This is a genomic window from Mesorhizobium sp. CNPSo 4671, assembly GCF_057784245.1.
Map to the genome: position 1 here is coordinate 27,829 of NZ_JBWLUW010000004.1, position 25,464 is coordinate 53,292.

Below are 25,464 nucleotides of genomic sequence, written 5' to 3' on the forward strand. Positions count from 1 at the left end.
TTAAGCCGACGTTAATAGATGTGGCAGCCTGGCACTCAACCGGGAGCCTTCACATGCGCTGTCTCCGGCACCGGCGTCAGCGGCCGGCGCTCGGTGAACCAGGACACCAGATTGTCGACGCACAGATCGGCCATGGCGCGGCGTGTGTGCTCAGAGGCCGAGCCGACATGCGGCAACAGCGACGTGTTGGGCGCGTCGAGCAGCGCCTTGGGCACGTTCGGTTCGTCGGCGAAGACATCCAGCCCGGCGGCGGCGATGGTGCCATCGGCGAGCGCCGCCGCAAGGGCCGCCTCGTCGACCGTGCTGCCACGGCCGATATTGACGAAGACGCCGTTGGTGCCTAGCGCCGACAGGATCTCGGCATTGACCGCCTTCTGCGTCGAAGCGCCACCGGGCGCCACCGAAATCAGCGTGTCGACCGCTTCGGCAAGGCCCTTCAGCGTCGAATGGTACTGGTAGGCAAGCCCTTCGACACGGCGCCGGTTGTGATAGGCGACCGGCAGGCCGAACGCCTCAAGCCGCCGGGCAATGGCCTGCCCGATGCGGCCCATGCCGAAAATGCCGACGCGGCGCGCGCGCAAGGTCAGCCGGGTCAGCGGATAGTTGCCCTTGCGCACCCAACTGCCGTCGCGCAGCCAGTTTTCCGCGCGTGGCAGGTCACGGATCGTGTTGATCAGCAGCCCGATCGCGGTATCGGCGACCTCCTCGGTCAGAACGTCGGGCGTGTTGGTGACCATGATGTTCTTCGCCGCGGCGTGGCCGACATCGACCGAATCATAGCCGACGCCAAAGGAGGCAATGACTTCGAGATTGGGCAGCGCGTCCATCATCGCCGCGCTGATGCCGGCAAAGGAGGCAATGCCACGCACCGCGCGGCGCATCTCGTCGGTGACCAGCGCCGGATCGGCGCGCTCTATTCTGACCTGTTTGAAGGTGCGATCGATGCGCCGGACGGCATGGTCGCTGAAGTCAGCCGGCACCAGAATGGCGACGGCTTGCAGCTGTTCGGCTTTGGTCATGCACGCTCCACCGGCTTGCCGGTCGACTGGCGCACATGCAGTTCCGGCTTGATCAATTCCTGTGAGGGGCGCACCGTCTGTCCGTTGAGCTTGTCGAGCAGCGCACTGGCGGCGCGGCGGCCGACTTCGCGCTGGCCGTTCCAGACGGTGGTCAGCGCCGGCGTGGCGATCGCCGCCTCCTCGAGATCGTCATAGCCGGTGACGGAGATGTCGATGCCCGGCACCAAGCCGGCGCGCGCTATGCCGTTCATCAGGCCGATGGCGACGAGATCGTTCCAGCAACAGGCGGCGGTCGGTTTGTCCTTCAGCGCCAGGAACTGCCCGGCGGCCTCGAAGCCGGCCTGCTTGGTGCGCGGGCCGGCGATGCGCCAGGACGGCCTGACTTCGAGCCCTGCCGCCTCCATGGCGTTGACATAGCCCTGGTAGCGGTCGCGGCCGGTCGAGGTCTGGTCGGTGCCGCCGATCATGGCGATGCGCTTGTGGCCAAGCGAGATCAAATGGTTGGTGGCAAGCCCGGTGCCATAGGAATCGTCGCCGCGAAACACCGGCACGTCGGCGCCCTCGACGGTGCGCGCGATCAGCACCGCCGGCAGGCCGTTTTCCTCGGCCATCAGGATGTCCGAAGCCGGGGTGCCGATGGCCGGCGACATGATGACGCCGTCGGCGCCGAGCTGCAGCAGCGTGTCGATGAAGGTGCGCTGCTTTTCGAGCTGGTCGTAGTGGTTGGACAGGATGAAGGTCTGCCGGCTGCGGTCGAGCTCGCTTTCGATCGAGCGCAGGATCTCGGCGAAGAACGGATTCATGATGTCGTGCACGACGACGCCGACAATGCCCGAGCGCGAAGTGCGCAAGCTGGCGGCGCGGCGGTTGTAGATATAGCCGATGGCGCGCGCATGTTCCTTGATGCGGTCGCGCGTCGAGCCGGCCACCAGCGGGCTGTCGCGCAGCGCCAGGGACACGGTGGCGGTGGACACGCCGAGCGCATCGGCGATCGTCGAAAGCTTGATTTTTTGTGCCAGCGCCTTGCGCCCCCCGAACGACCTGAATTCCGACCTAAACTGTTTAAAGGCGGCGTTATGCCACCGATCGGGGGCAAATCAAAGTTTTTTTGCCAGCGCTTCGGCCTCGACATCGGAGGCCGCGCGGCTCTGCAGCCGAAGCCGGTGCTCGCGATGGACGATATAGAGGCCGCTGACGACGATGATGGCGGCGCCGACCAGCGTCCAGCGATCCGGGAACTGCTTGAAGACGATCCAGCCGGAAATGATCATCCACACCATCTGCGAATAGGGATAGGGCGCCAGCGCCGTGGTCGTCGCCAGCCGATAGGCTTGCACCAGCAGCCAGTGTCCGACACCGCCGAACACGCCAAGCATGAGCAGCACGAGCCAATGCCAGCCATCATGCGGCAGCGAGAAGGAAAACGGCAGCAAGGGCAAAAGCAGCACCACCGGCGCCAGCGCCGAGAACAGGATCAGGCTTTCCGACGTCTCGGTCGACGACATGCGGCGTGTCATGATGACGTAGAAGCAGTTCGACAGCATCGAGCCGAGCGCGAAGAGATGTCCGATGCCGAAAACGCCGACACCTGGCCTTGTGATGATCAGGACCCCGACGAAGGCGGCCAGGATGGCCAACCAACGCCGCCAGCCGGCCCATTCGCCGAGCAGCGGGCCGGCTAGGGCCGTGATCACCATCGGCCCGAAGAAATAGATCGATGTGGTCTCCGCCAGTTGCAGGGAGCGCAGAGCCAGAACGTTGCCCATGGTCGAGCCGAACAGGAACACGCCCCGCAGCACTTGCGCCGGCAGGTTGACCGGGCGAAACCGCATGGGTTCGCGCCAGCCGCGCAGCAGCGTGCCGACCAGCACGACATGCACGGCAAAGCGCACCCAAGCGACGATCAGCGCGGAAACGCCGGCAAGGACGAGATATTTGCTTGAGGTGTCGAGGAAGGTGAAGAAGACGTAGGTGGTGAGCATGCACAGAATCGCCACGGGCGGCGTCGCGCTCTCGACATATCTTTGGGAAGCATTCACTTGCAGGCCGGGGAAAAGCAGGGCTGGAGCCCACCTTTGCGGGAATTGTCGCTTGCCGGCAAGCCAAAAGCGTCTGGCACAACAAGACGCGCCGACAGGCTTAGAGCAATTCACCATTTCACTCTTGTTCCTGGAATTGCTCCGACAGACCACTTGCATGGCTCTGTTGCCGATCGACGTCCGAGCGCGTGCTGCCTTGACGACATGCACCTCTTGCGCCTAGCTCTGGTGCCATGAACATCGCAATGGCTTTGATCGTCGTAAGGGAGCGCATGGGCAGGATGGTGTAACCATCCGGCGAAAGCACCCATGCGCGGTAAGCAGGCTCCTGACGGGGCCCTTTTTTATGCCCGGAATTTGGGCCGCCCCGTCAGACCCTCCCTTCAATCCCACCGACAAGGCGAGCGAGATCATGGCGAGCGATAACCCCATTCGGAGTCCGGGCACGGACATGCTCGAGACAACGGTCGTCCCCAAACCCGTTGCTCCGCCCCGGCTAATTACCCTTATCCTGCTTTCGGCTCTTGCCGTGCTGCCGGTGAACATGATTTTGCCGTCGCTGCCGAACATTGCCGCAACGTTCCAAGCTGATTTCGCATTGGTCAATCTGTCGGTTGCCGGCTTCGCGATCATCACCGCCGTCATAGAGGCCATCGGGGGCGCACTATCGGACCGATTTGGGCGCAGGCTGGTCGTCTTGATATCCCTCTCGATCTTCGTCGCGGCGTCCATCGGCTGCGCTCTGGCTCCCAATATCGGCACTTTCCTTCTGTTTCGCGCGATGCAGGCGTGCATCGGTCCCTGCTATTCGGTCGCCTTGGTCATCATCAAGGAGACATCGGACGAGCGCGAAGCCGCCAGCAAATTCGGTTACCTCGCCATGGGGTGGGCGCTCGCGCCCATGGTCGGTCCTTTGTTTGGCGGGTCTTTGGACGAGCTGTTCGGATGGCGTTCAAGCTTCGTTGTCTTTGCGATCCTCGGGATAGCCGCCTTCGCCCTGTCCATGCGCGAGATCAGAAGAATTCCATTACCGAGATCGAACAGGAACTACCTTGCCTCCTATGGGCTGCTCCTGGGTTCAGCGCGGTTCTGGGCCTACACGCTGTGCATGGCCGCCTCGATGGGGGTGCTTTATGTGTTCCTGGGCGGAGCCCCATTGGTCGTCGGCGACGCGCTCGGTGGATCAAGCGCGAAGCTCGGCCTTTACATGGGATTGGTTCCAACCGGCTTCATTCTCGGCAGCTATCTGGCCGGGCGCTACGCCGCGAAGACCTCGCTCGGCGCCACACTTGTCTTTGCGCGCCTGCTGACCTGCGCTGGCCTGTTGGCCGGTCTGGTCCTGTCAGGCTTTGGCATCACGCACATCCTGGCCTTCTTTGGACCTTGCCTGTTCATCGGCGTCGGCAATGGATTGACCATGCCTGCCGCCAACAGCGGCGCCTTGTCGGTGCGACAGGATCTGGTCGGCACCGCCGCAGGACTGGCCGCCGCGATGCGGATCGGCGGCGGAGCACTCATAGCCGCCATCGCCGGCCTGTTCCTGGCAGGGTCGATCCCTGCGCTGTTGGTCACGATGCTGATATCGGCGGCACTCGCATTGCTGGCGGCACTGTATGCCGCTGTTCTCGATCGGCGGCAGCCAGCTGGTTGAAATCCTTATGTGTGCATACGGGCGCCCTTGGTGATCTTGTCGACGAGCTTCTTCTCGGCACGCAGCGCGATGCCGACCACCTTCGCGTCTTCCGGCGCGAATTGTGCAAAGACAGCGCGGTTGGCGGCGTCGAAGCCGGTGGAAAACATCTCCTCGACATAGAGCGAGGTCGTCACGCCGCGCTCCAGCGCGCGCCGGTGGATGGTGGCCAGCGTCGCCTGGTCGGCCGACAGCACGATGACCGGCTGGATCGACAGCGGATTGTAGAGGTTGCCGGAGCGGTCGCGATAGGGCTCGCCGATGATGTCAGGAAACTGCGCGACGACGCCGCTGGTCAGGAAGGCGGTGACATTGAGCTTCTGCCAGACGGGCAGATCTTCCCGCAGCACGATTGCAAATTTCGTATCGAACATGAGAAAATGGACCATTCGAGGTTGTGCCCCGATGTCGGGGCTGAAGGAGACGATGTCGCACGATCTAGGCAGCCAGGCCTTCGAAGGTCTTGGACGTTTGTGCGCGGATGCGGCGGAAAACTGCATCATCTCGGCTCCCGACCCCGCGGGGATGGAGCGGATCGAGGCGCGCTTCCACGGCAGCGCCTTCGACCTGCATCGTCATGACACCTACGCGATCGGGGTGACGCTGCAGGGTGTGCAGACCTTCCGCTATCGCGGCGCGACGCGGCTGAGCCTGCCCGGCCAGATCATCGTGCTGCATCCCGACGAATTGCATGATGGCGGCGCCGGCACCGAGGATGGGTTGCGCTACAGGATGCTCTATCTCGAACCGTCGCTGATGTTGGACTGCCTTGGCGGCGCTTCTCTGCCCTTCGTCGGGGATGCCGTGGTGAAGGATGACGCCTTCTGCGCCACGCTGCTTTCGGCGCTGGGGCCGCTGCAGCAGGAACTCGACGAGCTGTTCGTCGACGATTTTCTCACGCAACTAATGCGAAGCCTGGCGCGCCATGCCGGCCAGCCGGCGAAGCCGATGGCCAGAACGGCGTGGCGGGCGGCCGCGCTGGCGCGGGACTATTTGACGGAGAACGCAACGCGGCCCGTGCGATCCGGCGAACTGGAGGCCATCACCGGGCTTGACCGCTATGCCTTATCGAGGCATTTCCGCGCGGCCTTCTCGACCAGCCCGCATCGTTTCCTGGTGATGCGCCGGCTTCAGCGCGCGCGGCGGATGATCACCGCCGGCGAACCGCTGGCGCAAATCGCGGTCGAGGCCGGCTTCACCGACCAGAGCCACTTCAACAGGCAATTCAAGAAAGCGTTCGGCCTGACGCCAGGACGCTGGTCGTCGCTGATCCGGGACTCGGCCCCGGCGGCGGCGTGATCAGTCGTCCGACTCGGCGTCGTCGTCGATCAGCTCCAGCTCCTCGTTGGAGAGGTTGGCCTCGATACGGGCCAGCAGCTTGAACAGCGCCTTCTGGTCCTTCTTGTCGAGGCCTTTCAATGCCTGCTTTTCGGTCTTCTTCACCGACTTCTCGATGGCGCGGATGGTCTCGCGGCCGCTGTCGGTGAGGAAGATGTGCGCCTGGCGGGCATCGGCCTCGGAGGCGCGCTTTTCCAGAAAACCCTGCGCCTGCAGCCGGTTGATGGTCTTGGTGATGGTCGGCGGGCGCACGCCAAGGCGGCCGGCAAGATTGCCCGGCGTCTGGCCATCCTCGCGGTCGAGCGCCAGCATGATCTGGTCCTGGCCGGCATAGAAGCCATGCGCCAGAAGCCGGGCCGCCAGCGCGGTTCTTGCCAGCCTGGCCGCCGAATGCAGCCGGCTCATTGTTGCAGTCTTGTCCGCCTTGGCCATGGTTCATCCCTCTTCGGCCATACCGGTAGCGACAGCATAGACGCAGCCGGCCGGTTGGCAATCGACGATAAAAAGAATCCGGCGCGTGAAACAGCTTTGCCGGCAAGCATTGCGGTGCCCACCGTGGCTAATGCCAGATGTTTATTTCAGTTAGATGACAAACGACTTTTGGCCGCACAGGAATCGCCGCAAGGACGAGGCGCGCATGGCATGAGATGCGTTTTGCTCGCCACAAAGGCGCACTTCCGCAGTCATCCGGCACGCCGATATCCCAGTGGCCGGGCCGAGAGCTTTGGCCCATCGGTTTGCCCCGTGCAAAAGCCCCGCACACATCCTATATGGAGCCGACAATCCCTTTTTCGCGGCCTGGATTTCAAGGCCCAGTCATTTTCGAGGCAACCCATGAGCGACGCACAGACGCAGATCCCCGTAACCGTTCTCACCGGCTATCTCGGCGCCGGCAAGACGACGCTGCTCAACCGCATCCTGTCGGAAAACCATGGCAGGCGTTACGCGGTCATCGTCAACGAATTCGGCGAAATCGGCATCGACAACGACCTGATCGTGGAATCCGATGAGGAAATCTACGAGATGAACAATGGCTGCGTCTGCTGCACGGTGCGCGGCGACCTGATCCGCGTCGTCGAAGGCCTGATGCGCCGGCCCGGCCGTTTCGACGCCATCGTCGTCGAAACTACCGGCCTTGCCGATCCAGTGCCGGTGGCACAGACCTTCTTCATGGATGACGATGTGCGCTCCAAGACCAAGCTCGATGCGGTGGTGGCGCTGGTCGACGCCAAGCATTTGCCGCTCAGGCTCAAGGATTCCAAGGAAGCCGAGGACCAGATCGCCTTTGCCGATGTCGTCGTGCTCAACAAGACCGATCTGGTCACCCCGGAAGAGCTGGCCAAGGTCGAAGCGACGATCCGCGCCATCAATCCGGCGGCCAGGATCCACCGCACCACGCGCGCCGGCGTCGCCCTGTCGGAAGTGCTCGACCGCGGCGCTTTCGACCTGTCGCGGGCGCTGGAAAACGATCCGCATTTCCTCGAGGCGCATGACGATCATCATGACCACGATCATGATCATCACGACCATGATGGCCACGATCACCATGATCATGACGGGCATGATCATCATGATCACGACCACGCGCATCCTTCCGACATCCACGACGTGACGGTGCAGTCGGTGTCGCTGCGCGGCGGCGAGATGGACCCGAAGAAGTTCTTCCCATGGATCGAGAAGATCACCCAGATGGAAGGCCCCAACATCTTGCGGCTGAAGGGCATCATTGCGCTCAAGGGCGATGACGAGCGCTACGTCATCCAGGGCGTACACATGATCATCGAGGGCGACCACCAACGCGCCTGGAAGGACGGCGAGAAGCATGAGAGCCGGCTGGTGTTCATCGGCCGCGAGCTGGACGCCGAGCGGCTGAAGAAGAGTTTTGAGGCCTGCCAGGCGGCTTGATTTCCTGACTTTATGGCGCTAGCGCTGCCCCTTCTTCCTTCTCCCCTGTGGGAGAAGGTGGCCTCGCGAAGCGAGGTCGGATGAGGGGTGCTCCAGCTTGGCAATGACCGTGCTCCGTCACACCCCCTCAACCGTCTCGGCGCGCGCGCCGATCCACCTTCTCCCACAAGGGGAGAAGGTTGGCGACATGCCTGGCCGCGCTGGCGCCTTCCCGGGGTTGGCGACAAATTTACTTGGAACGGTTCTCATGCCCACAGTTGCCCCTCTCGACCTTGAAGGCCATTGCGTTGCCGCCGTCTTCCTCGGTGACGTGCCGCATTTCGCCCTGGCCGATGGCGCCGTCCATCGGCTCGACAATGGCCACAAGACGGTTCAGGCCAATGACGGGTTGCTCACGGCCTTCCATGACGCGGCCAACGACCGGCTGATCACCGGCGGCGAGGACGGCAAGGTGTTTGCCGTTAAGACCGGCGGCGATGCCCAGGAAGTGGCGACAGCCGGCAAGAAATGGATCACCAGCGTTGCCGCAGGGCCGCAAGGCGCTATCGCCTATGCCACGGGCAAGACCGCTTTCGTGCGCTTCGCCGATGGCAAGACAAGGGAATTTGCCCATCCGCGCTCGGTTGAGGGGCTGGCGTTCTCGCCCAAGGGCATGCGCTTCGGTGTCGCCCGCTACAATGGCGCGACGCTGCATTTCCCGGCCGCCGAGGGCAAGCCGGTGGAGCTCGAATGGGCCGGCGCCCACACCGGCATCACCTTTTCGCCGGACGGCGCCTTCCTCGTCACCACCATGCAGGAAAACGCCTTGCACGGCTGGAAGCTCGCTGACGGCAAGCACATGCGCATGACCGGCTATCCCGGCAAGGTGAAAAGCTTGTCATGGAGCGCCAAAGGCAAATGGCTGGCGAGTTCCGGCGCGCCGGCGGCGATCGTCTGGCCGTTTTCGGGCAAGGACGGGCCGATGGGCAAGGCGCCGCTGGAACTCGGCACGCGCGGCAACACGATGGTGACCTCGGTCGCCTGCCATCCAAGCCAGGATGTCGTGGCGATCGGTTATGAGGACGGCATGGTGATCGCCGCGCGCTTCGCCGACGCCAAGGAAGTGCTGTTGCGCCGGCAAGGCAAGGGCGCCATCACCGCGATGATGTGGGACAAGGAAGAACGCCGCATCGCCTTCGGCAGTGCCGCCGGCGACTGCGGCGTCATCGACATCACGGCCTGAACTCACCGCGCCCGGGCGGCCAGCCGAACAGGCTTGCGCCGCAGCGACAGACCATCGCGCATGTTGAGCGACAGCAGTGCGATGTTGGTTGCGCCAGCCACCAGTTCGATCGCCTGGACGATTGTGAAAAGGCTGTCGAAGCGACCGGCCGTGGCAAGGCTGCTGAGCAGGAAGGCCGAAGGCACGAGGACAAGCAGTCCGTTGGCGGCGATGATGCGCATGCGCCACTTCTTGCGTGCCACGACCGGACTCTTCCAGCCCTTGCCGAGTGAAACGCCCGACGCGCCGGCAATGATCATCGCCGGGATGAGCACCGCCATGCCGACCAGCACAGAGTTTTTGACCATTGTGATCGCGGCGGTGTCGCCGAGCAGTTCAACCGTGGCCGTCGACAGCCAGAAAGCAGACACCGTGATGAGCGCGACGGCGCCCGCCGCCGCATGAATTCTGGTTTTCATTTTCATAGCAAGCTATATATCATTGCATAGCATGCTATTCAACTATTATCTTTGCAGGCATGGCATTTCAGAAGGAACGATCCGCCGGATTCCTGGCCAACCACATGGCACGGTTGTTTGCCAACGGGCTGCAGCAGCGCATCCGGCCACTCGGCCTGGCGCCCGCCCAGTTCATGACGCTGCTGGCGCTGTGGGATGAAGATGGCCTGACGCAACGCGAACTCGTGCAGCGCCTCAACGTGGAACAGGCGACGATGGCCAACACGCTGATCCGCATGGAGCGTGACGGCTTGATCGAACGACGCCTGCATCCCGAAGACGGGCGCTCGCAGTCGATCCATCTTACAGCGAAAGCCGTTGGTCTGCGCGAGCCGGCGACACAGGCCGCGCGTTCACAGAACGAGGCGGCGCTGGCCCGCTTCAGCGAGGACGAGCGGCTGGTGTTTCTCGACCTGATGCGGCGCGCCATCGCCTCGATGCAGGCGGGCTGACACAACCGGTCGGCGAGCCTACTCAGCCCCGCACGACACCTTGCCCGTCAACTCCGCCGGCTTGCCGTCCTTGTCCGTGTCGGCGGCATTGTCATAGACGGCAAGCGAGTACTGCCCGTCATAGACGCCTTCGTCGCTGACCTTGGTCAGGATCGTCAGTTCGACCGAATTGAAGGTGTTTGCCGCTTCGTACTCGCGGTAGATGTTCAGCCGCAGCTCCTTGTCGTCCAGCCAGTACTGGGTCAGGTTGGAATCCTCGAACACCGTCTTGCGCAATCCATCGCCAGCCGGCCTCGCCTTGATTTCGAGATCGCCGCGAAAGTTGAAGGTCGGGCCACCCATGCCTCTGGTGACGCCGGCGCCGACGTCGAACGTCACCGCCGTGTCGTCGACATTGCACCAGATGCCGCCTGAGGCGAAGGCCGTGCCGGCCGACGACAGCAGCATTGCCGCACAGATGATCGTGCGCATTTTTGTCCTCCCACCTCAACGCCCGCACACATTGGCGCTGACTTCGGCAGCACGGTCAAGCGTCGCCGGCAAAGGCTGAGCCAACGCAGGGCGGGCGCGCGGCCAATTGCAGTTGCGGAGGTGGATTGGCTAAGAGGGACGCACGAGAGGGGTTTTCATGCACAGCAGCAACAGTTCAAAGACGTCCATCGGCGGCATCAGCCGCGAGCGCATCGCACAATTGCGCGAAACGGAAGGGGCGGCCTTCCGCAAGGCGCGGCCGAAATCCCAAGCCAAGGTCGGCAACGGCCTGCCTGGCTTCTTCGGCGGCGTGCCGATGCACTGGATGAACGACTGGCCGACGCCGTTTCCGATCCTGGTGGACAGCGCCAAGGGCGCTGCGATCACCGATATCGACGGCAACAGGCTCGACGATTTCTGCCTCGGCGACACCGGCTCGATGTTCGGCCATTCGCCGCCGCCGGTGGCGCGCGCCATCCGCCGCCAGGCCGGACGCGGCCTGACCTATATGCTGCCTTCGGAAGACGCACTTGCCATCGGGCCGTTGCTGCAGCAGCGCTTCGGCCTGCCGTTCTGGCAGATCGCGACGACGGCGACCGACGCCAACCGCTTTGCGCTGCGCGTCGCCCGCGCCGTCACGGGCAGGGAAAAAATCCTCGTCTTCAACGGCTGCTATCACGGCTCGGTCGACGAGACGATGGTGCGGCTGATCGACGGCAAGCCGGTCAACCGGCCGGGACTGGCGGGCGAGTTCCGCGACCTGACCCGCACGGCCAAGGTGATCGAGTTCAACGATGTTGCAGCACTTGAGGCCGCGCTCAAGGACAGGGATGTCGCCTGTGTCATCGCCGAACCGGTGCTGACCAATTCCTGCATGGTGCTGGCCGATCCCGGCTTCCATGACGCGCTGCGCAGGCTGACGCGCGCGACCGGCACACTGCTTTTGATCGACGAGACGCACACCATCTCGACCGGCCCCGGCGGCTACACCAGGAAATACGGGCTGGAGCCGGACTTCTTCGTGCTGGGCAAGCCGATCGCCGGCGGCGTGCCGGCAAGTGTGTGGGGCATGAGCGACGAGGTCGCCTCGCGCTATGCCGACTACAACAGGACCAAGGAGCCCGGCTATTCCGGCATGGGCACAACGCTTTCGGCCAACCCGCTGCAATTTGCTGCCATGCGCGCCACGCTGGAAGAAGTGATGACGCCGGAGAATTATGACCGCATGGACCATCTGGCGCGGCGTCTGGATGCCGGGCTGACCGGGGTGATCGACCGCTATCGCCTGCCCTGGCATGTCGCCCGTGTCGGCGCCCGCGTTGAGTTCATCTGCGCACCCGGCCCGTTGCGCAACGGCGCGCAAGCCGAGACCGCGCATGCGCCGGAGCTGGAGGCCGCCATCCATGTCGCGCTGGTCAATCGCGGCGTGCTGATCGCGCCCTTCCACAACATGATGCTGATCTCGCCGGCAACCACTGGCACCCAGGTCAACCGGCTGATCGCCGCCTTCGGCGCGGTTGCGGCAAAGCTTGCGGCATGAGACAAGCGGCCATGGACAATGCCATTGTGACCTCGCCTTCAGGGTCGTCGCCCGCCGAAGCGCAAGCCTTTCTCGACGCCCATCCCGAGATCGAAGCCTTCGATATCGTGCTGACTGATGCCAATGGCGTCGGCCGCGGCAAGATCGTGCGCCGGCATGAGCTGAAGAGCATTTTCGAGGGCGGCCGGCACATGCCGATCTCGATCCTCGGCCTCGACATCACCGGCGAGGACGTGCACGAGACCGGGCTGATCTGGACCACCGGCGACGGCGACCTCCGGGCATGGCCGATCCCCGGCACGCTGGTGCCGCTCTACGGCACCAGCCCGCCGCGCGGTCAGGTGCTGATGGCGATGTATCACCTCGACGGCCAGCCCATGTCGTCGGACCCGCGGCTGGCGCTGGCCCGGCAGGTCGACATCCTCGCGGCCAAGGGCCTTTACCCGGCCGGCGCCTTCGAACTGGAATTTTTTCTCCTTGCCAACGAGCGCGATGCCGAGGGCAAGGTGCAGCCGGCGCGCGCGGTGCTCGACGGCCGTGTCTCGGGCAAGACGGAGGTCTATTCCGTCGACCATCTGCACGGCATGGAGCCGCTGTTCTCCGACATCTATGCCGCGGCCAAGGCGCAAGGTATTCCGGCCGAGACCGTGATATCCGAATACGCACCGGGCCAGTACGAGCTGACGCTGAACTACCGCAAGGATGTGATGCGGGCAGCCGACGACCTCGTCATGCTGAAGCGTCTGGTGCGGGCGCAGGCGCGCCGCCATGGTGTGACCGCCTGTTTCATGGCCAAGCCGATCGAGAAATATGCCGGTTCGGGCATGCATTTCCACGTCTCGCTGCAGGACAAAGCCGGCCGCAACGTCTTTGCCGAAGCCGGCGGCGAGAGCTGGTCGCTGCCCCTGTTGCAAGGGCTCGGCGGGCTGATCCAGACGATGGCGGAATCGATGCTGGTGTTTGCGCCGCACGCCAATTCCTGGCGGCGTTTCGTGTCGCAATCCTATGCGCCGGTGGCGCCGACCTGGGGCGTCAACAACCGTTCGGTGGCGCTGCGCGTGCCGGCCGGCGACGCCAAGAACCGGCGCATCGAGCACCGGCCGTCCGGCGTCGACGCCAATCCCTATCTGATCGCAGCGACGGTGCTGGCCGGCATCATCAAAGGCCTCGACGAGGGGCTCGACCCCGGTCCGGAAACGACCGGCAATGGCTATGAAGCGGCTGTCACCCGCACGACGATGCCAGCCGATTGGCGCGCTGCGATCGAAGCGGCCAAGGCGTCCAGCTTCCTGAAAGGCGCGCTCGGCGAGGATTTGCACCGCACCTTCGTGGCGATCAAACAGTCCGAATATCTGCGCGTGGCACGCACAGTCAGCGAACTGGATTATCATCTCTATCTGCACGAGGTTTGACGACTCTGTGATGGGCGGCGATCACTTTTTCGCCGCCTGCATCAAATGAGGTAGCAAGCTGGCACTACAGAACATACCATGAACGGATGACCATTCTCACCGTCCGTGAAAAGCTGGCAATCCTGTCCGATGCCGCCAAATATGACGCTTCCTGCGCCTCGTCAGGCTCAACGAAAAAGGACTCGCTGAAATCCGGCGGTATCGGCTCCACCGAAGGCATGGGCATCTGCCATTCCTACGCACCGGACGGCCGCTGCATTTCGCTCCTGAAAATCCTGCTCACCAATTTCTGCATCTATGATTGCAGCTATTGCATCAACCGCTCGTCCTCGAATGTGAAGCGTGCCCGTTTCAGCATCGATGAGGTGGTGAAACTGACCATGGATTTCTACCGGCGCAACTATATCGAGGGCCTGTTCCTGTCATCGGGTGTCATCCGCTCGCCGGATGAAACCATGGGCGAGATGGTCGAGGTGGCGCGGCGGCTGCGGCTGGAAGAAAAGTTCTCCGGCTATATCCATCTGAAAGCCATTCCGGAAAGTTCGGCGGAACTGGTCGAAAAGGCCGGTCTCTACGCCGACCGGCTGTCGATCAATGTCGAGCTGCCGACCGACGAGGGCGTCAAGAAATTGGCGCCGGAAAAGAAGCCGGAAACGATCCGCCTTTCCATGGCCAGGCTGCGCCAGAAGATGGAAGAAAAAGCCGAGCCGACGCTGAGGACCAAAAAACGCGAACGCTTTGCGCCGGGTGGCCAGTCGACACAGATGATCGTCGGCGCGGACAAGACATCCGACGACGGCATATTGCACACCAGCGCCCGGCTCTATGGCAGCTATCATCTGCGGCGCGTCTATTATTCGGCCTTCAGCCCGATCCCTGACTCGTCGTCGTCCCTGCCGCTGCAGAAACCGCCGCTGATGCGCGAACACCGGCTTTATCAGGCCGACTGGCTGATGCGGTTCTATGGGTTCTCGCAGCCGGAAATCCTGGCCGGGAGCAGCGACGGCATGCTCGACCTTGCCATCGACCCCAAACTGGCCTGGGCGCTGCGCAATCGCGGGCAGTTCCCGGTCGACGTGAACCGGGCAGACCGCGAGGCGCTGTTGCGGGTCCCCGGCCTCGGCACCAAGGTGGTGGCGAAAATCCTGGAGACCCGCCGGCACCGAAGGCTGCGGCTTGAAGATGTCGGGCGGATCTGCCAGTCGATCGCCAAGCTCAGACCCTTTATTATCGCCGAGGGCTGGTCGCCGGGAGCGCTCACCGACAAGCAAGGCTTGCGCGACAAGATCGTGCGCTCTTGCGAACAGCTGTCATTGTTTTGACCATGCGGCCGGCAGAGCTCAACCTTGCCCGATACAGTGTGCGGCTCGATAGCGAGACCGATTTTACCGGCTGGCGCGACGCGGCACGGCGGCTGGCGCTGAACGAGGTCAGGCCCGAGGACATCAGCTGGCATGTCGCGGCCGGCTCCGACCAACCGCCTGGCGATATGCCCGCCGTGCCTACGGGGGCGCAACTCGTGGTGCCGCGCGATTTTATCGAGCACGCGGAAACCGCCTTCTGCCATTCCGACCCCAGCCGGTTCGCTTTTCTCTACCGGTTGCTGTGGCGACTGCGCACCGAGCCGAAACTGCTGGCGATCGCATCGGATCCCGACACCAGGCGGCTCGAGGCGATGGAAAAGGCGGTGCGGCGCGACAGCCACAAGATGCATGCTTTTGTACGCTTCCGAAAAATTGGCGATGGCGGCGAGGAGCGGTATGTCGCCTGGTTTGAGCCCGATCATTTCATTGTCGAGCGGAACGCCGATTTCTTCGTCGGGCGCTTCACCGGCATGCGCTGGACGATCCTGACGCCTTACGCTTCGGCCGACTGGGACGGCGAAAGACTGGCGATCGGACCGGGTGCCGCCAAGGGCGATGCACCTGATCAAGACGACACCGAGGCGCTGTGGCGCACCTATTTCGAGAACATTTTCAACCCGGCACGGCTGAAGGTGAAGGCCATGCAAAAGGAGATGCCAAAGAAATATTGGCGGAACCTTCCCGAGGCCTCACTCATTCCAGAGCTGATCGCAGGAGCTGATAAGGCCGCCAAGGAGATGATCGCCAGAATACCGACAACGCCCGCGCCGCATCACACCAAGGTGCAGGCCAGGCATTGGCCGAAGCAGCCCGCCAAGACGCTGCAGGGTGATGACGCAAGCAGCATTTCCGAATTGCGCGAGGCTGCAAAGGGTTGCCGCCGCTGTCCGCTTTGGCGCGATGCGACGCAGACCGTGTTCGGCGAAGGGCCTGATAATGCGAAGATCATCTTCGTCGGCGAACAGCCCGGCGACCAGGAGGATCTGGCCGGCAAACCTTTCGTCGGCCCTGCGGGCAAGGTATTCGACTCCATCCTCGATGACGCGGGCGTGGACCGGCAGAAGGTCTACGTCACCAACGCGGTCAAACACTTCAAATTCGAGCCGCGCGGCAAGCGCCGCATCCATTCCAAACCGAATGCCGGCGAAGTACAGGCCTGCCGCTGGTGGATCGACCGGGAATTCGCGCTGATCAAGCCGGAGCTTGCCGTGGCGCTCGGCGCAACGGCGGCCTTGTCTTTGCTGGGCAAGGCGATCCCTGTGACGAAAATGCGCGGCCAGGTGGTCGAGCGCGAGGATGGCCTGCGCGTGTTCATCACCATCCATCCGTCATTTATCCTGCGCATTCAGGAGCCGGCGGAGAAGGAAGCGGAGCGAGAACGGTTTTTGCAGGATATGAGAAAGGTGAGGCGGTTGATGGGGTCGTGAGATGAGCAAAGGCCTCAACGACTTCGTCAGCGCAGACCCCTGGAGCTGCGTCGCAGCCCAAGGGATCCATGCCGGGACTCCTGAGCGCCACCACGGGTGCAGAATTCTGCTCCGCTGCATTCTTCGACCAAGATCACGGAATGGATCCCAGGGTCTCCGCGACGGAGCTGCGCTCCTGCTTCGCCAGGGATGACGAAGCTGAGAGGCTTCGGCCCATCACCAAAGACTTTGTGAGCCAAACGCTAGTCAAGCTACAGGTGAACTATCGGATCAGAATCGCCCTCAAATCATTGACATTCGTGCCGGTCGGTCCCGGCACAAACAGATCGCCCACCGCGTCGAACGCCGTCCAGGCATTGTTGCCGGCCAGCATCGCCTTGGCGTCGACGCCGGCCGCGCGCATGCGCGAGACGGTCGAGCCGTCGGCAAAGGCACCGGCATTGTTTTCCGAGCCGTCGATGCCGTCCGTGTCGGCAGCCAGGGCGTGAATGCCTTGTACGCCGTTGATGCCGATGGCGAAGGCAAGCAGGAGTTCCGAATTGCGGCCGCCTTTGCCTTTGGCGCGCAAGGTCACCGTGGTTTCGCCGCCCGACAGGATCAGCACCGGCTTCGAAAATGGCCGGTTTCGCGTCGCCACTTCGCGCGAGATGGCGGCGTGGACGCCTCCGACTTCGCGCGCTTCGCCCTCGATCGCATCGGAGAGGATGACGGCCTCGATGCCTTGCCGCTTCGCTTCGGCGGCCGCCGCTTCCAGCGACACGCCGGCGGAGGCGATCAGATGCACCTCATTGCGGGAAAAGCGCTCATCGTCGGGATCCGGCGCGTCGGCCGCCGGCGAATTGATGTGCGCCATCACCGAGGCCGGCAGCTTCATGCCATAGGCCGCAATCGAGGCCAGCGCGTCTTGACGGCTGCCGGTATCCGGCACGGTCGGCCCGGAGGCCACAAGGGCCGGGTTGTCACCGGGAATGTCTGACACAACCAGTGACACCACCTTGGCCGGCCAGGACGCTGCCGCCAGCCGGCCGCCCTTAATGGTGGAAAGATGCTTGCGGATGGTGTTCATCGCCGCGATCGGCGCGCCGGAGGCGAGCAGCGCCTTGTTGACGGCGATCTCGTCGGCCAGTGTCAGGCCAGCAGCAGGCGATGGCAGTAGCGCCGAACCGCCACCGGAAATCAGCGCCACGACCAGATCGTCCGCCGTCAGTCCCTGCACTTTTGCCAGCAGACGTCGAGATGCCTCGAGGCCGGCAGCATCCGGCACCGGGTGCGCCGCCTCGATGATCTCGATACGCTCGCATTTGGCGCCATAGCCGTAGCGGGTGACGACCAGGCCTTCGATCGGCCCATCCCAGACCTTCTCGAAGGCGGCCGCCATCTGCGCCGAGCCTTTGCCAGCGCCAATGACGATGGTGCGGCCCTTGGGCTTCGCCGGCAAATGCCCCCTGATGGTCCGCTCCGGATCGGCAGCGGCCACGGCGGCGTCGAAGATCGAGGTGAGGAAAGCTTTGGGATTGAGCACAGTCATTCGGGTTCCGCAGCCAGCGCCAGTCCACGCTTGTCGACACCCAGGTGATCGCACACCGCATCGACGACAACACCATGATCCTCGCGCTCCGGCAGCCCGGAGACCGCGATCACGCCGATGACACCGGCGCCCTTGACCGTCACCGGAAAACCGCCGCCGGCGAGCACGTAGTCGGTGATATCGAGGCCCTCGCCGATCTTGAAGGCGCGGTCAGGGCGCTGCTGCTCCAGCACCATGCGATAGGTGCTTCTGAGAAACCGCCTGACGACATTGATCTTGCGCCGCGCCCAGTCGGGATTGGAAGCGTTCGACCCCGGCATGGCCGCATAGAACAACGGCCGGTCCCAGAGCCTGATATCGACGATGATGGGCAGGTTTTCGGCGAGCGCGCGATCGCGAATGGCTGAGCCGATCTTGAAGGCGACGGCTTCATCGAAGGCGGGAAAGACCAGCGTCTCTTCCTGTTTCCGGATCAGAGCGATGTCATCCGCAGCGGCCATTTTCTTTCTCCGAAAATCGTCACACGTCGTTTGTACGACAAGCACTGCCGGGTCAAGCTCCCGTCGAGGCCGCCCCCTCATCCGGCCGCTTCGCGGCCACCTTCTCCCCGTGGGGGAGAAGAGAAAGGCGCTGGCATCAGCAACCTCCTCTCCCCTCGGGGAGAGGTCGGATTGCCCCGAATTGCCCTTGGCAATTCAGTTTTGGCAATCCGGGTGAGGGGGACCTATCCCGCGATCATGTCGCTCTTGGCTGCCCGCCCCGCGACATAGACCTCGCGCACGGCGCGGTCATCGCCCAGCGTCTGCAGCAGGAACAATTCCTGTGCCAGCGTCTGCGCCGTTTCCATCCTGAGCCGCATCGCCGGCGTCGCCCTGGCATCAAGCACGACGATGTCGGCGTCGGTGCCTTCTTCCAGCGTGCCAATCTTGTCGGCAACCGACAGCGCCTCGGCATTGCCGCGTGTGATCTGCCAGAAGGACTGGAACGGATTCAGCTTCTCGCCGTTCAGCGCGATCACCTTGTAGCCCTCGTCCATGGTGCGCAGCATGGAATAATTGGTGCCGCCGCCGACATCGGTGGCGGCGGCGATCCTGAGCGGCTTGTCCCTGCGCCGGAAGCGCTGATAGTCGAACAGGCCGGAGCCGAGGAACAGATTCGAGGTCGGGCAGAACACCGCCACCGAACCGCTGTCCGAGAGCGCATCCGCCTCGCGTTCCGACAGATGGATGCAGTGGCCGAACAGGCTCTTTTTGCCCAGCAACCCATAGTGCTCGTAGACGTCGGTGTAGTCGCGCGACCGGGGGTAGAGCTGTTGCGTGAAGGCGATCTCGGCTTGGTTTTCCGACAGATGCGTCTGCATGTGCAGGTCGGGATGTTCGCGGCACAGCGCGCCGGCCATCTCCATCTGCTCCGGCGAGGAGGTGATGGCGAAGCGCGGCGTGATGGCATAGTGCTGGCGTCCCTTGCCGTGCCATTCGGCGATCAGCGCCTTGGTGTCGTCGTAGCCGGATTGCGGCGTGTCGAGCACGCCCTCGGGCGCATTGCGGTCCATCATCACCTTGCCGGCGATGTTGAACATGTTGCGGTCATGCGATTCGGCGAAAAAGGCCTCGGCCGAGGCCTTATGCACCGAGCAGTAGGCGGTGACCGTCGTGGTGCCGTGCCGCACCATCTCGTCGAGGAAGAGCCGCGCGATGCGGCGGCCATGCTGGGCGTTGGCGAATTTCGTCTCTTCGGGAAACGTATAGGTGTTCAGCCAGTCGAGCAGTTCGGCGCCGTAGGAAGCGATCACCTGCATCTGCGGGAAATGCACATGGGTATCTATGAAACCGGGCAGCAAAAGATGCGGCCGGTGATCGATCCTTTGTACACCCTCGCCGGCTTGCTTTTCGACACCGCTGTAGGCGCCTGAGGCGACGATCTTGCCGTCGCGGATCAGCAGGCCGCCATCTTCCTCGTAACGCCAGGCCGAATGGTCGTCGATGGTCTCGGGCCAGCGCACGAAGGACAGCGTGCGGCCGCGCAGAAGTGTCGAATTCATGCTATTTCCCCGCGCCTTCGAACCAGGCCACCAGCAGCGCCCGTTCCTTGTCGGTGACCTGGCTGACATTGGCGGGCGGCATGGCGTGGCTGCGGCCGGCTTGCAGATAGATCTCGCGGGCATGGTTGGCGATATCAGCGTCGGTGTCGAGCATCACGCCCTTGGGCGCATGATAGATGCCTTCATAGACCGGTTCTTGCGCGTGGCACATCGAGCAGCGGCCAAGCACGGTGTCGCGCACAGCCGGAAAATGGGCGGAGGCAATATAGATGTCCGCCGAGGCGGACGCCTTCGGCTCGCCGGTCAGCACCTTCGGCACGGTCGACAGCCAGATGATGATGATGAACAGGACGAGGGCGCCGAGCCAGGTCCAGTGTGGGTTGCCAGCACGCTTGTGAACAGTGTTGAAATAGTGCCGGATCAGCACGCCGATGATGAACACCAGCGAGGCGATCACCCAGTTGAACTGCGTGCCGAACGCCAGCGGATAGTGGTTCGACAGCATCAGGAACAGAACGGGCAGCGTCAGATAGTTGTTGTGGAGCGAGCGCTGCTTGGCGATCTTGCCATATTTCGGGTCGGGCTTGCGGCCGGCGATCAGGTCGGCGACGACGATCTTCTGGTTGGGGATGATGACCATGAAGACGTTGGCCGACATGATCGTGGCGGTGATGGCGCCCAGATGCAGGAACGCGGCGCGGCCGGTGAACAGGTGCGTCAGCCCCCAGGCGATGAACACCAGCACGCAGTAGAGCACCAGCATCAGGCCGGTGTCGCTTTTGCCGAGCGGCGAGCGGCACAAGAGATCATAGACCACCCAGCCGACACCGATCGTGGCCATGGACAAAAGGATGCCGACCGGCACCGACATCGGCAGCACATTGGGGTCGATCAGGAACAGGTCGGCGCCGGCGTAGTAGACCACGCACAGCATGGCGAACCCAGAGAGCCAGGTGGCGTAGGATTCCCATTTGAACCAGGTCAGATGCTCTGGCATCTCGGCCGGCGCCACCAGATATTTCTGGATGTGGTAGAAGCCGCCGCCATGCACCTGCCATTCCTCGCCAAAGGCGCCGACAGGCATGCCCGGACGCTGGCGCAGGCCGAGATCGAGCGCGACGAAATAGAAGGACGAGCCGATCCAGGCGATGCCGGTGATCACATGCAGCCACCGCACGGCAAAGCTCAGCCAGTCCCAGAAAATCGCGAAATCCATCATTGAAGTCGTCCCTGCCGATCGGCTGACTTTACGGTGTGGCGCGCAAACGGAAAGAGGCGAGGTGTACGATGACTTTCAAAAAAAAATGGAAAATACTAGGCTGATCGCCGAAAACCGGCGAAGGTGTTCAGCATGGCCTATCTCGACAACATCGCCGTCTTCGTCCGCGTCGTCGAACTCGGCAATCTGTCGGCGGCCGGCCGCGACATGCGTATTTCGCCGGCCGTCGCCTCCAACCGCATCAAGGAATTGGAGAAGCATCTCGGTGTGCGGCTGTTCAACCGCACGACACGGCAGTTGATGCCGACCGAGCATGGGACCGTTTTCTACTCAGGCGCCAAGCAGGTGCTGGAGGCGATCACCGAAGCGGAAGCGGCGGTATCGGCGCTGTCCGGCCAGCCGCGTGGCACCATCCGCGTGACCGCGCCGCTGGGCCTCGGTCGCCGGCTGGTGGCCTCGGGTATTCCCGATTTCCACGACAAGTATCCCGATATCGAGGTGCGGCTCAGGCTCTCGGACCACAATGTCGACATCATGAAGGAAGGCATCGACGTCGCCTTCCGGCTCGGCATCATCGAGGATTCCAGCCTCAGGATGCGCGGCATCATGGAATGCGAACGCGTGCTGGTGGCTGCGCCAAAATATCTGGAAGCGCGCGGCGAACCGATGGAGCCGCAGGAACTGATCGGCAAGAAGCATGACTGCCTGATGTTGCGCTATTCCGGCGCGCGCGAATATGTCTGGACGCTGCAGACCCCCACCGGCCCGCAGAAATTCGAAGTGCACGGGCCCTACGACACCGACGATGGCGACGTGCTGACCGGCTGGGCCCTGTCCGGGCGCGGCATCATCAACAAGCCGCGCTTCGAGGTCGAGCCGTTCATCCGCGACCAGCGGCTCAAGGTGATCCTCGCCAGCACGCCGCCAACGCCGGTGCAGTTCGCCGCCGTCTATCCGCACAAGAAGTTGCAGGACCCCAAGGTACGGCTGCTGCTCGATTTCATGGCCGAACGCTGCCAACGGCTGATCAAGGATCTTCTGGCCGGCAAGTGAGGGCCCGCTGGTCTATTCGCCGGACTTGCCTTGCGCGCCGGCGAACTTAGGTTGGTGCAATGCATCTCGCCATTTCGCTAAACATCGCTGCCACCAACGGACAGCCCGCTCTGGATTTCGGCCAGATCACGAGTTTCGTGCGGGAGGCAGAGGCGGCCGGCGTTGACATGGTCGTGATTTCCGATTCCGCGGATGAGCTATCAAGCAGCCCGTTTGAAGCGACGACACTGCTGGCCGCCCTGACGACGGTGACCGACAGGATCGGTCTCGTGGCCGGCGCCTCTACGCTCGCGCATCAGCCCTACAATTTGGCACGCCGTTTTGCTTCGCTCGATATCATTAGCCACGGCCGCATCGGCTGGAACGTGACGATGCGGCAGAACCCGTGCGAGGCCGGAAACTGCAGCCGGCCCGAAGGCTTTTCCGACGATGATTTCCGCCGCCGTGCCAAGGAGTTCATCAACATCGTACGGGCGTTGTGGATTGGCTGGGAGCGCGACGCGCTGCTGTTCGACAAGGCAGCCGGTCGCTTCCACGATCCGGACAAGATGCACCGTCTGAACCACACCGGCGAATTCTTTTCGGTGCGCGGGCCGCTCAATGTCGCGCGCTCGCCGCAGGACAGGCCGGTGCTAATCATGTCCGGCCCGGCAGAGGCAGATATCGATCTCGCAAGCGGCGCCGCTGACGTTGTCCTTATCGAGGGACAGCCGTCTGAGGCCTTGAAAGTTGCCGTTGGCGACCTGAAGCGCCGAGCCGCCGCCATCGGCCGCAAACCGGAGACAGTGAAGGTACTGGCAACGATAGCCCTGACATCCGAACCGGACGCCGACAGCCTCCAAGCCTTGTTGGAATCGAGTGGCTGTGACGGCTTCAATTTTGTTTTGCCAGCTGATGTCCCGGGACTTCAGAGTTTCATCGACCGCGTTTTGCCAGAGCTCAGGCGCCATGGCATCGCCGGCCAGGGTCAGCAAGGCGCAACGCTGCGCGCACATCTTGGGCTTGGTACCGGAGGCGCAGAATGAGCGCGCGCCAGATGAAGCTCGGCGCCTTCCTTTGGGCGACCGGCCATCACATCGCCGCCTGGCGCCACCCCAAGGCGCATGTGACCGCCGGCATCGACATCGACCATTACATCCAGCTGGCGCGCACGGCGGAGGCGGCCAAGTTCGACATGATCTTCTGCGAGGACGCCGCCGGCCTGCGCGAGGCCAATGTCGGCATCGCCAGCCAGACCTCGCGCTCGATCGGCTTCGAGCCGATCAGCCTGCTGTCGGCGCTGGCCGTGCAGACCAGCCGCATCGGTCTCGTTTCGACGGCGTCGACAAGCTACAACGAGCCTTACGGCCTGGCGCGGACTTTTCTGTCGCTTGACCATCTGAGCGGCGGCCGGGCCGGCTGGAACCTGGTGACATCGGCCAGCCCGATCGAAGCCGCCAATTTCGGCTCGACCGGCCTCAAACCCCATGCCGACCGCTACGAGCGGGCACGCGAATTCGCCGAAGTGGTCACCGGCCTTTGGCACGGCAAGGCGTCCGGCCATGAAGGCCAGAGCTTTTCGGGGCGCGACCCTCTCGACCTGCCGCTTTCGCCGCAGGGCGCGCCTGTCATGGTCCAGGCCGGCGCCTCGGATGTCGGCCGCGATCTTGCCGCCCGCACAGCCGACGTGGTGTTCACGGCGGCGCAGACCTTCGAGGAAGCGAAGGCCTTTTATGACGATCTCAAGGGGCGCATGGCCACCTATGGGCGTGAGCCTGACGACATCAAGATCATGCCCGGCGTCTCACCCGTGGTGGCGGAAACCGAGGCGGAAGCCCGCGAGAAACATGAGGAGTTGCAGGAACTGATCCCCGACGATGTCGGCGTGGCGCTGCTGTCCAGCTATCTCAGTATCTCCGATCTCGGACGCTATCCGATCGACGGACCGCTGCCCGAACTGCCGGAGAGCGAGGGGATGAAAAGCCGGCAGGCGCTGGTCATCGAGCAATCTCGACGCGACGGCCTTTCCATCCGCCAGCTTGCCCGCCATTTCGCCGGCGCGCGCGGTCATTGGCGCATTGTCGGCACGGCGGCGCAAGTGGCCGACGAATTGCAGGCGCGGTTCGAAGGCGGGGCAGCCGACGGCTTCAACGTCATGCCATCCTATTTCCCGGGCGAGCTCGATGCCTTTGCCACGCTGGTGGTGCCGGAACTGCAGCGGCGCGGCCTGTTTCGACGGGACTATGAAGGCCGAACCCTGCGCGAGCATCTCGGGCTGAAGCGGCCGGCCTGAGCCGGCAGCGCAAGCTTAGCCGGCTATCACTCTGTCATGCGGAATTTCAAGGTCGGCATTTGACGCCGCGTTGTGGATGACCAGCGCCGTCATGATCTCGGCGGCGGCAAGTGCGGCGATGACAGGCGGGCGCTTGTCCTTGACGGCATCGCCACCGATCGGCGAGACGAGGCGGGCAAATTCCGCGTCCGTGCCGTCCCCTGACTTCAGGAACCAGTTCCTGAAGGTCGCTTTCTTGGTCTTCGAGCCGATCATGCCGACATAGGCCGCGTCCTCGCGTTTCAGCGCTTCGGTGACGATCAGGAAATCCAGCGCGTGGTCATGGGTGAGGATGGCGAAGGCGGTGCCGGCGGGAGCGTTGCGCACCTCGGCCTCGGGCATCGGCGTCAGCCGCGTCTCGACGGTTTCCGGCATGCCTTCAAGCGCCTCGGCCCGCGTCTCGATGACGACACCGTGTACAGGAAGGAGCGCGATCGTCGACGCCAGCGCCTGACCGACATGGCCGCCGCCGAAGATATAGACGTGCGGCAGGTGGGCTTCTTCGGCTTCGGCAGCCGAGACCAGCTCAGCAGCGAGCACGCCGTCGACAAGCCGGATCAGGACCTCGACGCGGCCGCCACAGCACTGGCCAATCTCCGGCCCGAGCGGCACGTCGAGTGTGGCGCAGACTTCATCGACCTCGATGCGGGCTTCTTTGCCCTGCCGCTTGCGGGAAGGTAAAGACGCCACCATCTGCCGCGCCTTGTCGATCGCCATATATTCAAGTTGCCCGCCGCCGATCGTGCCTGATGTCGCCGACGGCGAGACCAGCATGAAGGCGCCCTTCTCGCGCGGGGTCGAGCCCCTGGTGCCGGCCACTTCGACCAAAGCAATGCGGCCCTGGCCACCCAGGAAGTCTTTCAGGCTTTGCACTTTCGAAGTCATCATTCGCATTCCCGTACGGGAAACATAGGGTTTTCGGCCTGAATTGCACGT

General features: G+C 63.5%; 24 protein-coding genes. 12 read left to right on the top strand and 12 right to left on the bottom strand.

Features of this window, described 5'->3' with window-relative positions; all coding sequences use genetic code 11:
• Positions 1-35 precede the first annotated feature (35 nt).
• The 3 genes from AC04SF_RS12235 to AC04SF_RS12245 all read right to left on the bottom strand — a co-directional run bounded on the left by AC04SF_RS12235 (position 36) and on the right by AC04SF_RS12245 (position 3,001).
• Positions 36-1,019, bottom strand: coding sequence for a 2-hydroxyacid dehydrogenase (locus AC04SF_RS12235; protein WP_488478009.1), 984 nt, complete (start codon positions 1,017-1,019; stop codon positions 36-38).
• Positions 1,016-2,038, bottom strand: a complete 1,023-nt coding sequence (locus AC04SF_RS12240; protein ID WP_081850252.1) for a LacI family DNA-binding transcriptional regulator — start codon at positions 2,036-2,038, stop codon at positions 1,016-1,018. The genes AC04SF_RS12235 and AC04SF_RS12240 overlap by 4 nt, the downstream gene beginning before the upstream one ends.
• A gap of 78 nt (positions 2,039-2,116) precedes the next feature.
• The gene (locus tag AC04SF_RS12245; RefSeq protein ID WP_488478010.1) at positions 2,117-3,001 is read right to left on the bottom strand and encodes a DMT family transporter; all 885 of its coding nucleotides are present in this window, start codon (positions 2,999-3,001) and stop codon (positions 2,117-2,119) included.
• Between the two features lie 469 nt (positions 3,002-3,470).
• Here AC04SF_RS12245 and AC04SF_RS12250 point away from each other — a divergent pair, with 469 nt between their 5' ends.
• On the top strand, positions 3,471-4,709 hold the full coding sequence (locus AC04SF_RS12250) for a multidrug effflux MFS transporter (protein ID WP_488478011.1): 1,239 nt from the start codon (positions 3,471-3,473) through the stop codon (positions 4,707-4,709).
• 5 nt (positions 4,710-4,714) lie between these two features.
• Here AC04SF_RS12250 and AC04SF_RS12255 read toward each other — a convergent pair whose 3' ends face one another.
• Positions 4,715-5,122 (bottom strand): DUF2000 family protein, encoded by a 408-nt coding sequence (locus tag AC04SF_RS12255; protein WP_488478589.1) that lies wholly within the window; start codon positions 5,120-5,122, stop codon positions 4,715-4,717.
• A 52-nt stretch (positions 5,123-5,174) separates the two neighbouring features.
• Between AC04SF_RS12255 and AC04SF_RS12260 the strand changes: the two genes are divergently transcribed.
• A complete protein-coding gene (locus AC04SF_RS12260; RefSeq protein WP_488478012.1) occupies positions 5,175-6,047 on the top strand; it encodes an AraC family transcriptional regulator in 873 nt (290 codons plus the stop codon).
• On the opposite strand, the gene AC04SF_RS12265 is transcribed toward AC04SF_RS12260, so the two are convergent.
• Positions 6,048-6,518, bottom strand: coding sequence for a MarR family winged helix-turn-helix transcriptional regulator (locus tag AC04SF_RS12265; protein ID WP_096452889.1), 471 nt, complete (start codon positions 6,516-6,518; stop codon positions 6,048-6,050).
• Between the two features lie 402 nt (positions 6,519-6,920).
• Between AC04SF_RS12265 and AC04SF_RS12270 the strand changes: the two genes are divergently transcribed.
• A complete protein-coding gene (locus AC04SF_RS12270; RefSeq protein ID WP_488478013.1) occupies positions 6,921-7,991 on the top strand; it encodes a CobW family GTP-binding protein in 1,071 nt (356 codons plus the stop codon).
• 247 nt (positions 7,992-8,238) lie between these two features.
• Positions 8,239-9,213 carry a WD40 repeat domain-containing protein gene (locus AC04SF_RS12275; protein ID WP_488478014.1) on the top strand — a complete coding sequence of 325 codons (975 nt, stop codon included), beginning with the start codon at positions 8,239-8,241 and terminating at the stop codon, positions 9,211-9,213.
• Between the two features lie 2 nt (positions 9,214-9,215).
• Here the strand turns inward: AC04SF_RS12275 and AC04SF_RS12280 are convergent, their stop codons facing one another.
• The gene (locus AC04SF_RS12280; RefSeq protein ID WP_488478015.1) at positions 9,216-9,671 is read right to left on the bottom strand and encodes a hypothetical protein; all 456 of its coding nucleotides are present in this window, start codon (positions 9,669-9,671) and stop codon (positions 9,216-9,218) included.
• 59 nt (positions 9,672-9,730) lie between these two features.
• Here AC04SF_RS12280 and AC04SF_RS12285 point away from each other — a divergent pair, with 59 nt between their 5' ends.
• Positions 9,731-10,162: a MarR family winged helix-turn-helix transcriptional regulator gene (locus AC04SF_RS12285; RefSeq protein WP_488478016.1), complete on the top strand. Its 432-nt coding sequence runs from the start codon at positions 9,731-9,733 to the stop codon at positions 10,160-10,162.
• Positions 10,163-10,180: 18 nt separating this feature from the next.
• Here the strand turns inward: AC04SF_RS12285 and AC04SF_RS12290 are convergent, their stop codons facing one another.
• Positions 10,181-10,633 carry a hypothetical protein gene (locus AC04SF_RS12290; protein ID WP_488478017.1) on the bottom strand — a complete coding sequence of 151 codons (453 nt, stop codon included), beginning with the start codon at positions 10,631-10,633 and terminating at the stop codon, positions 10,181-10,183.
• 157 nt (positions 10,634-10,790) lie between these two features.
• Here AC04SF_RS12290 and AC04SF_RS12295 point away from each other — a divergent pair, with 157 nt between their 5' ends.
• The 4 genes from AC04SF_RS12295 to AC04SF_RS12310 all read left to right on the top strand — a co-directional run bounded on the left by AC04SF_RS12295 (position 10,791) and on the right by AC04SF_RS12310 (position 16,376).
• The gene (locus AC04SF_RS12295; protein ID WP_488478018.1) at positions 10,791-12,173 is read left to right on the top strand and encodes an aspartate aminotransferase family protein; all 1,383 of its coding nucleotides are present in this window, start codon (positions 10,791-10,793) and stop codon (positions 12,171-12,173) included.
• An 11-nt stretch (positions 12,174-12,184) separates the two neighbouring features.
• The gene (locus AC04SF_RS12300) at positions 12,185-13,585 is read left to right on the top strand and encodes a glutamine synthetase family protein (protein ID WP_488478019.1); all 1,401 of its coding nucleotides are present in this window, start codon (positions 12,185-12,187) and stop codon (positions 13,583-13,585) included.
• Positions 13,586-13,671: 86 nt separating this feature from the next.
• A complete protein-coding gene (locus AC04SF_RS12305; RefSeq protein WP_488478020.1) occupies positions 13,672-14,907 on the top strand; it encodes a putative DNA modification/repair radical SAM protein in 1,236 nt (411 codons plus the stop codon).
• Between the two features lie 2 nt (positions 14,908-14,909).
• Positions 14,910-16,376, top strand: coding sequence for a UdgX family uracil-DNA binding protein (locus AC04SF_RS12310; RefSeq protein WP_488478021.1), 1,467 nt, complete (start codon positions 14,910-14,912; stop codon positions 16,374-16,376).
• Between the two features lie 262 nt (positions 16,377-16,638).
• Here AC04SF_RS12310 and AC04SF_RS12315 read toward each other — a convergent pair whose 3' ends face one another.
• The 4 genes from AC04SF_RS12315 to AC04SF_RS12330 form a co-directional block, all read right to left on the bottom strand.
• The gene (locus AC04SF_RS12315) at positions 16,639-17,904 is read right to left on the bottom strand and encodes a glycerate kinase type-2 family protein (protein WP_488478022.1); all 1,266 of its coding nucleotides are present in this window, start codon (positions 17,902-17,904) and stop codon (positions 16,639-16,641) included.
• Positions 17,901-18,404 carry a heme-degrading domain-containing protein gene (locus tag AC04SF_RS12320; RefSeq protein ID WP_488478023.1) on the bottom strand — a complete coding sequence of 168 codons (504 nt, stop codon included), beginning with the start codon at positions 18,402-18,404 and terminating at the stop codon, positions 17,901-17,903. Before AC04SF_RS12320 ends, AC04SF_RS12315 begins: the two co-directional genes overlap by 4 nt.
• A 224-nt stretch (positions 18,405-18,628) precedes the next feature.
• On the bottom strand, positions 18,629-19,945 hold the full coding sequence (gene guaD, locus AC04SF_RS12325; RefSeq protein ID WP_488478024.1) for a guanine deaminase: 1,317 nt from the start codon (positions 19,943-19,945) through the stop codon (positions 18,629-18,631).
• 1 nt (position 19,946) lies between these two features.
• Positions 19,947-21,164 (bottom strand): urate hydroxylase PuuD, encoded by a 1,218-nt coding sequence (locus AC04SF_RS12330; RefSeq protein WP_488478025.1) that lies wholly within the window; start codon positions 21,162-21,164, stop codon positions 19,947-19,949.
• Between the two features lie 132 nt (positions 21,165-21,296).
• Here AC04SF_RS12330 and AC04SF_RS12335 point away from each other — a divergent pair, with 132 nt between their 5' ends.
• From AC04SF_RS12335 to AC04SF_RS12345, 3 genes are read left to right on the top strand one after another with little or no spacing between them, the layout of a single operon-like run.
• A complete protein-coding gene (locus AC04SF_RS12335; protein WP_488478026.1) occupies positions 21,297-22,217 on the top strand; it encodes a LysR family transcriptional regulator in 921 nt (306 codons plus the stop codon).
• A 59-nt stretch (positions 22,218-22,276) separates the two neighbouring features.
• Positions 22,277-23,242, top strand: a complete 966-nt coding sequence (locus tag AC04SF_RS12340; RefSeq protein WP_488478027.1) for an LLM class flavin-dependent oxidoreductase — start codon at positions 22,277-22,279, stop codon at positions 23,240-23,242.
• Positions 23,239-24,489 (top strand): LLM class flavin-dependent oxidoreductase, encoded by a 1,251-nt coding sequence (locus AC04SF_RS12345; protein WP_488478028.1) that lies wholly within the window; start codon positions 23,239-23,241, stop codon positions 24,487-24,489. Before AC04SF_RS12340 ends, AC04SF_RS12345 begins: the two co-directional genes overlap by 4 nt.
• 15 nt (positions 24,490-24,504) lie before the next feature.
• Here AC04SF_RS12345 and xdhC read toward each other — a convergent pair whose 3' ends face one another.
• Positions 24,505-25,413 carry a xanthine dehydrogenase accessory protein XdhC gene (gene xdhC, locus AC04SF_RS12350; protein ID WP_488478590.1) on the bottom strand — a complete coding sequence of 303 codons (909 nt, stop codon included), beginning with the start codon at positions 25,411-25,413 and terminating at the stop codon, positions 24,505-24,507.
• Between the last annotated feature and the right edge of the window lie 51 nt (positions 25,414-25,464).

Excerpts from the sequence above, each read along its gene's own strand:
- AC04SF_RS12235 (WP_488478009.1), bottom strand. The coding sequence starts at position 1,019 with ATGACCAAAGCCGAACAGCTGCAAGCCGTCGCCATTCTGGTGCCGGCT.
- AC04SF_RS12245 (WP_488478010.1), bottom strand. The coding sequence starts at position 3,001 with ATGCTCACCACCTACGTCTTCTTCACCTTCCTCGACACCTCAAGCAAA.
- AC04SF_RS12250 (WP_488478011.1), top strand. The coding sequence starts at position 3,471 with ATGGCGAGCGATAACCCCATTCGGAGTCCGGGCACGGACATGCTCGAG.
- AC04SF_RS12255 (WP_488478589.1), bottom strand. The coding sequence starts at position 5,122 with ATGTTCGATACGAAATTTGCAATCGTGCTGCGGGAAGATCTGCCCGTC.
- AC04SF_RS12260 (WP_488478012.1), top strand. The coding sequence starts at position 5,175 with ATGTCGCACGATCTAGGCAGCCAGGCCTTCGAAGGTCTTGGACGTTTG.
- AC04SF_RS12265 (WP_096452889.1), bottom strand. The coding sequence starts at position 6,518 with ATGGCCAAGGCGGACAAGACTGCAACAATGAGCCGGCTGCATTCGGCG.
- AC04SF_RS12270 (WP_488478013.1), top strand. The coding sequence starts at position 6,921 with ATGAGCGACGCACAGACGCAGATCCCCGTAACCGTTCTCACCGGCTAT.
- AC04SF_RS12275 (WP_488478014.1), top strand. The coding sequence starts at position 8,239 with ATGCCCACAGTTGCCCCTCTCGACCTTGAAGGCCATTGCGTTGCCGCC.
- AC04SF_RS12280 (WP_488478015.1), bottom strand. The coding sequence starts at position 9,671 with ATGAAAACCAGAATTCATGCGGCGGCGGGCGCCGTCGCGCTCATCACG.
- AC04SF_RS12285 (WP_488478016.1), top strand. The coding sequence starts at position 9,731 with ATGGCATTTCAGAAGGAACGATCCGCCGGATTCCTGGCCAACCACATG.
- AC04SF_RS12290 (WP_488478017.1), bottom strand. The coding sequence starts at position 10,633 with ATGCGCACGATCATCTGTGCGGCAATGCTGCTGTCGTCGGCCGGCACG.
- AC04SF_RS12295 (WP_488478018.1), top strand. The coding sequence starts at position 10,791 with ATGCACAGCAGCAACAGTTCAAAGACGTCCATCGGCGGCATCAGCCGC.
- AC04SF_RS12300 (WP_488478019.1), top strand. The coding sequence starts at position 12,185 with ATGGACAATGCCATTGTGACCTCGCCTTCAGGGTCGTCGCCCGCCGAA.
- AC04SF_RS12305 (WP_488478020.1), top strand. The coding sequence starts at position 13,672 with ATGACCATTCTCACCGTCCGTGAAAAGCTGGCAATCCTGTCCGATGCC.
- AC04SF_RS12310 (WP_488478021.1), top strand. The coding sequence starts at position 14,910 with ATGCGGCCGGCAGAGCTCAACCTTGCCCGATACAGTGTGCGGCTCGAT.
- AC04SF_RS12315 (WP_488478022.1), bottom strand. The coding sequence starts at position 17,904 with ATGACTGTGCTCAATCCCAAAGCTTTCCTCACCTCGATCTTCGACGCC.
- AC04SF_RS12320 (WP_488478023.1), bottom strand. The coding sequence starts at position 18,404 with ATGGCCGCTGCGGATGACATCGCTCTGATCCGGAAACAGGAAGAGACG.
- guaD (WP_488478024.1), bottom strand. The coding sequence starts at position 19,945 with ATGAATTCGACACTTCTGCGCGGCCGCACGCTGTCCTTCGTGCGCTGG.
- AC04SF_RS12330 (WP_488478025.1), bottom strand. The coding sequence starts at position 21,164 with ATGATGGATTTCGCGATTTTCTGGGACTGGCTGAGCTTTGCCGTGCGG.
- AC04SF_RS12335 (WP_488478026.1), top strand. The coding sequence starts at position 21,297 with ATGGCCTATCTCGACAACATCGCCGTCTTCGTCCGCGTCGTCGAACTC.
- AC04SF_RS12340 (WP_488478027.1), top strand. The coding sequence starts at position 22,277 with ATGCATCTCGCCATTTCGCTAAACATCGCTGCCACCAACGGACAGCCC.
- AC04SF_RS12345 (WP_488478028.1), top strand. The coding sequence starts at position 23,239 with ATGAGCGCGCGCCAGATGAAGCTCGGCGCCTTCCTTTGGGCGACCGGC.
- xdhC (WP_488478590.1), bottom strand. The coding sequence starts at position 25,413 with ATGACTTCGAAAGTGCAAAGCCTGAAAGACTTCCTGGGTGGCCAGGGC.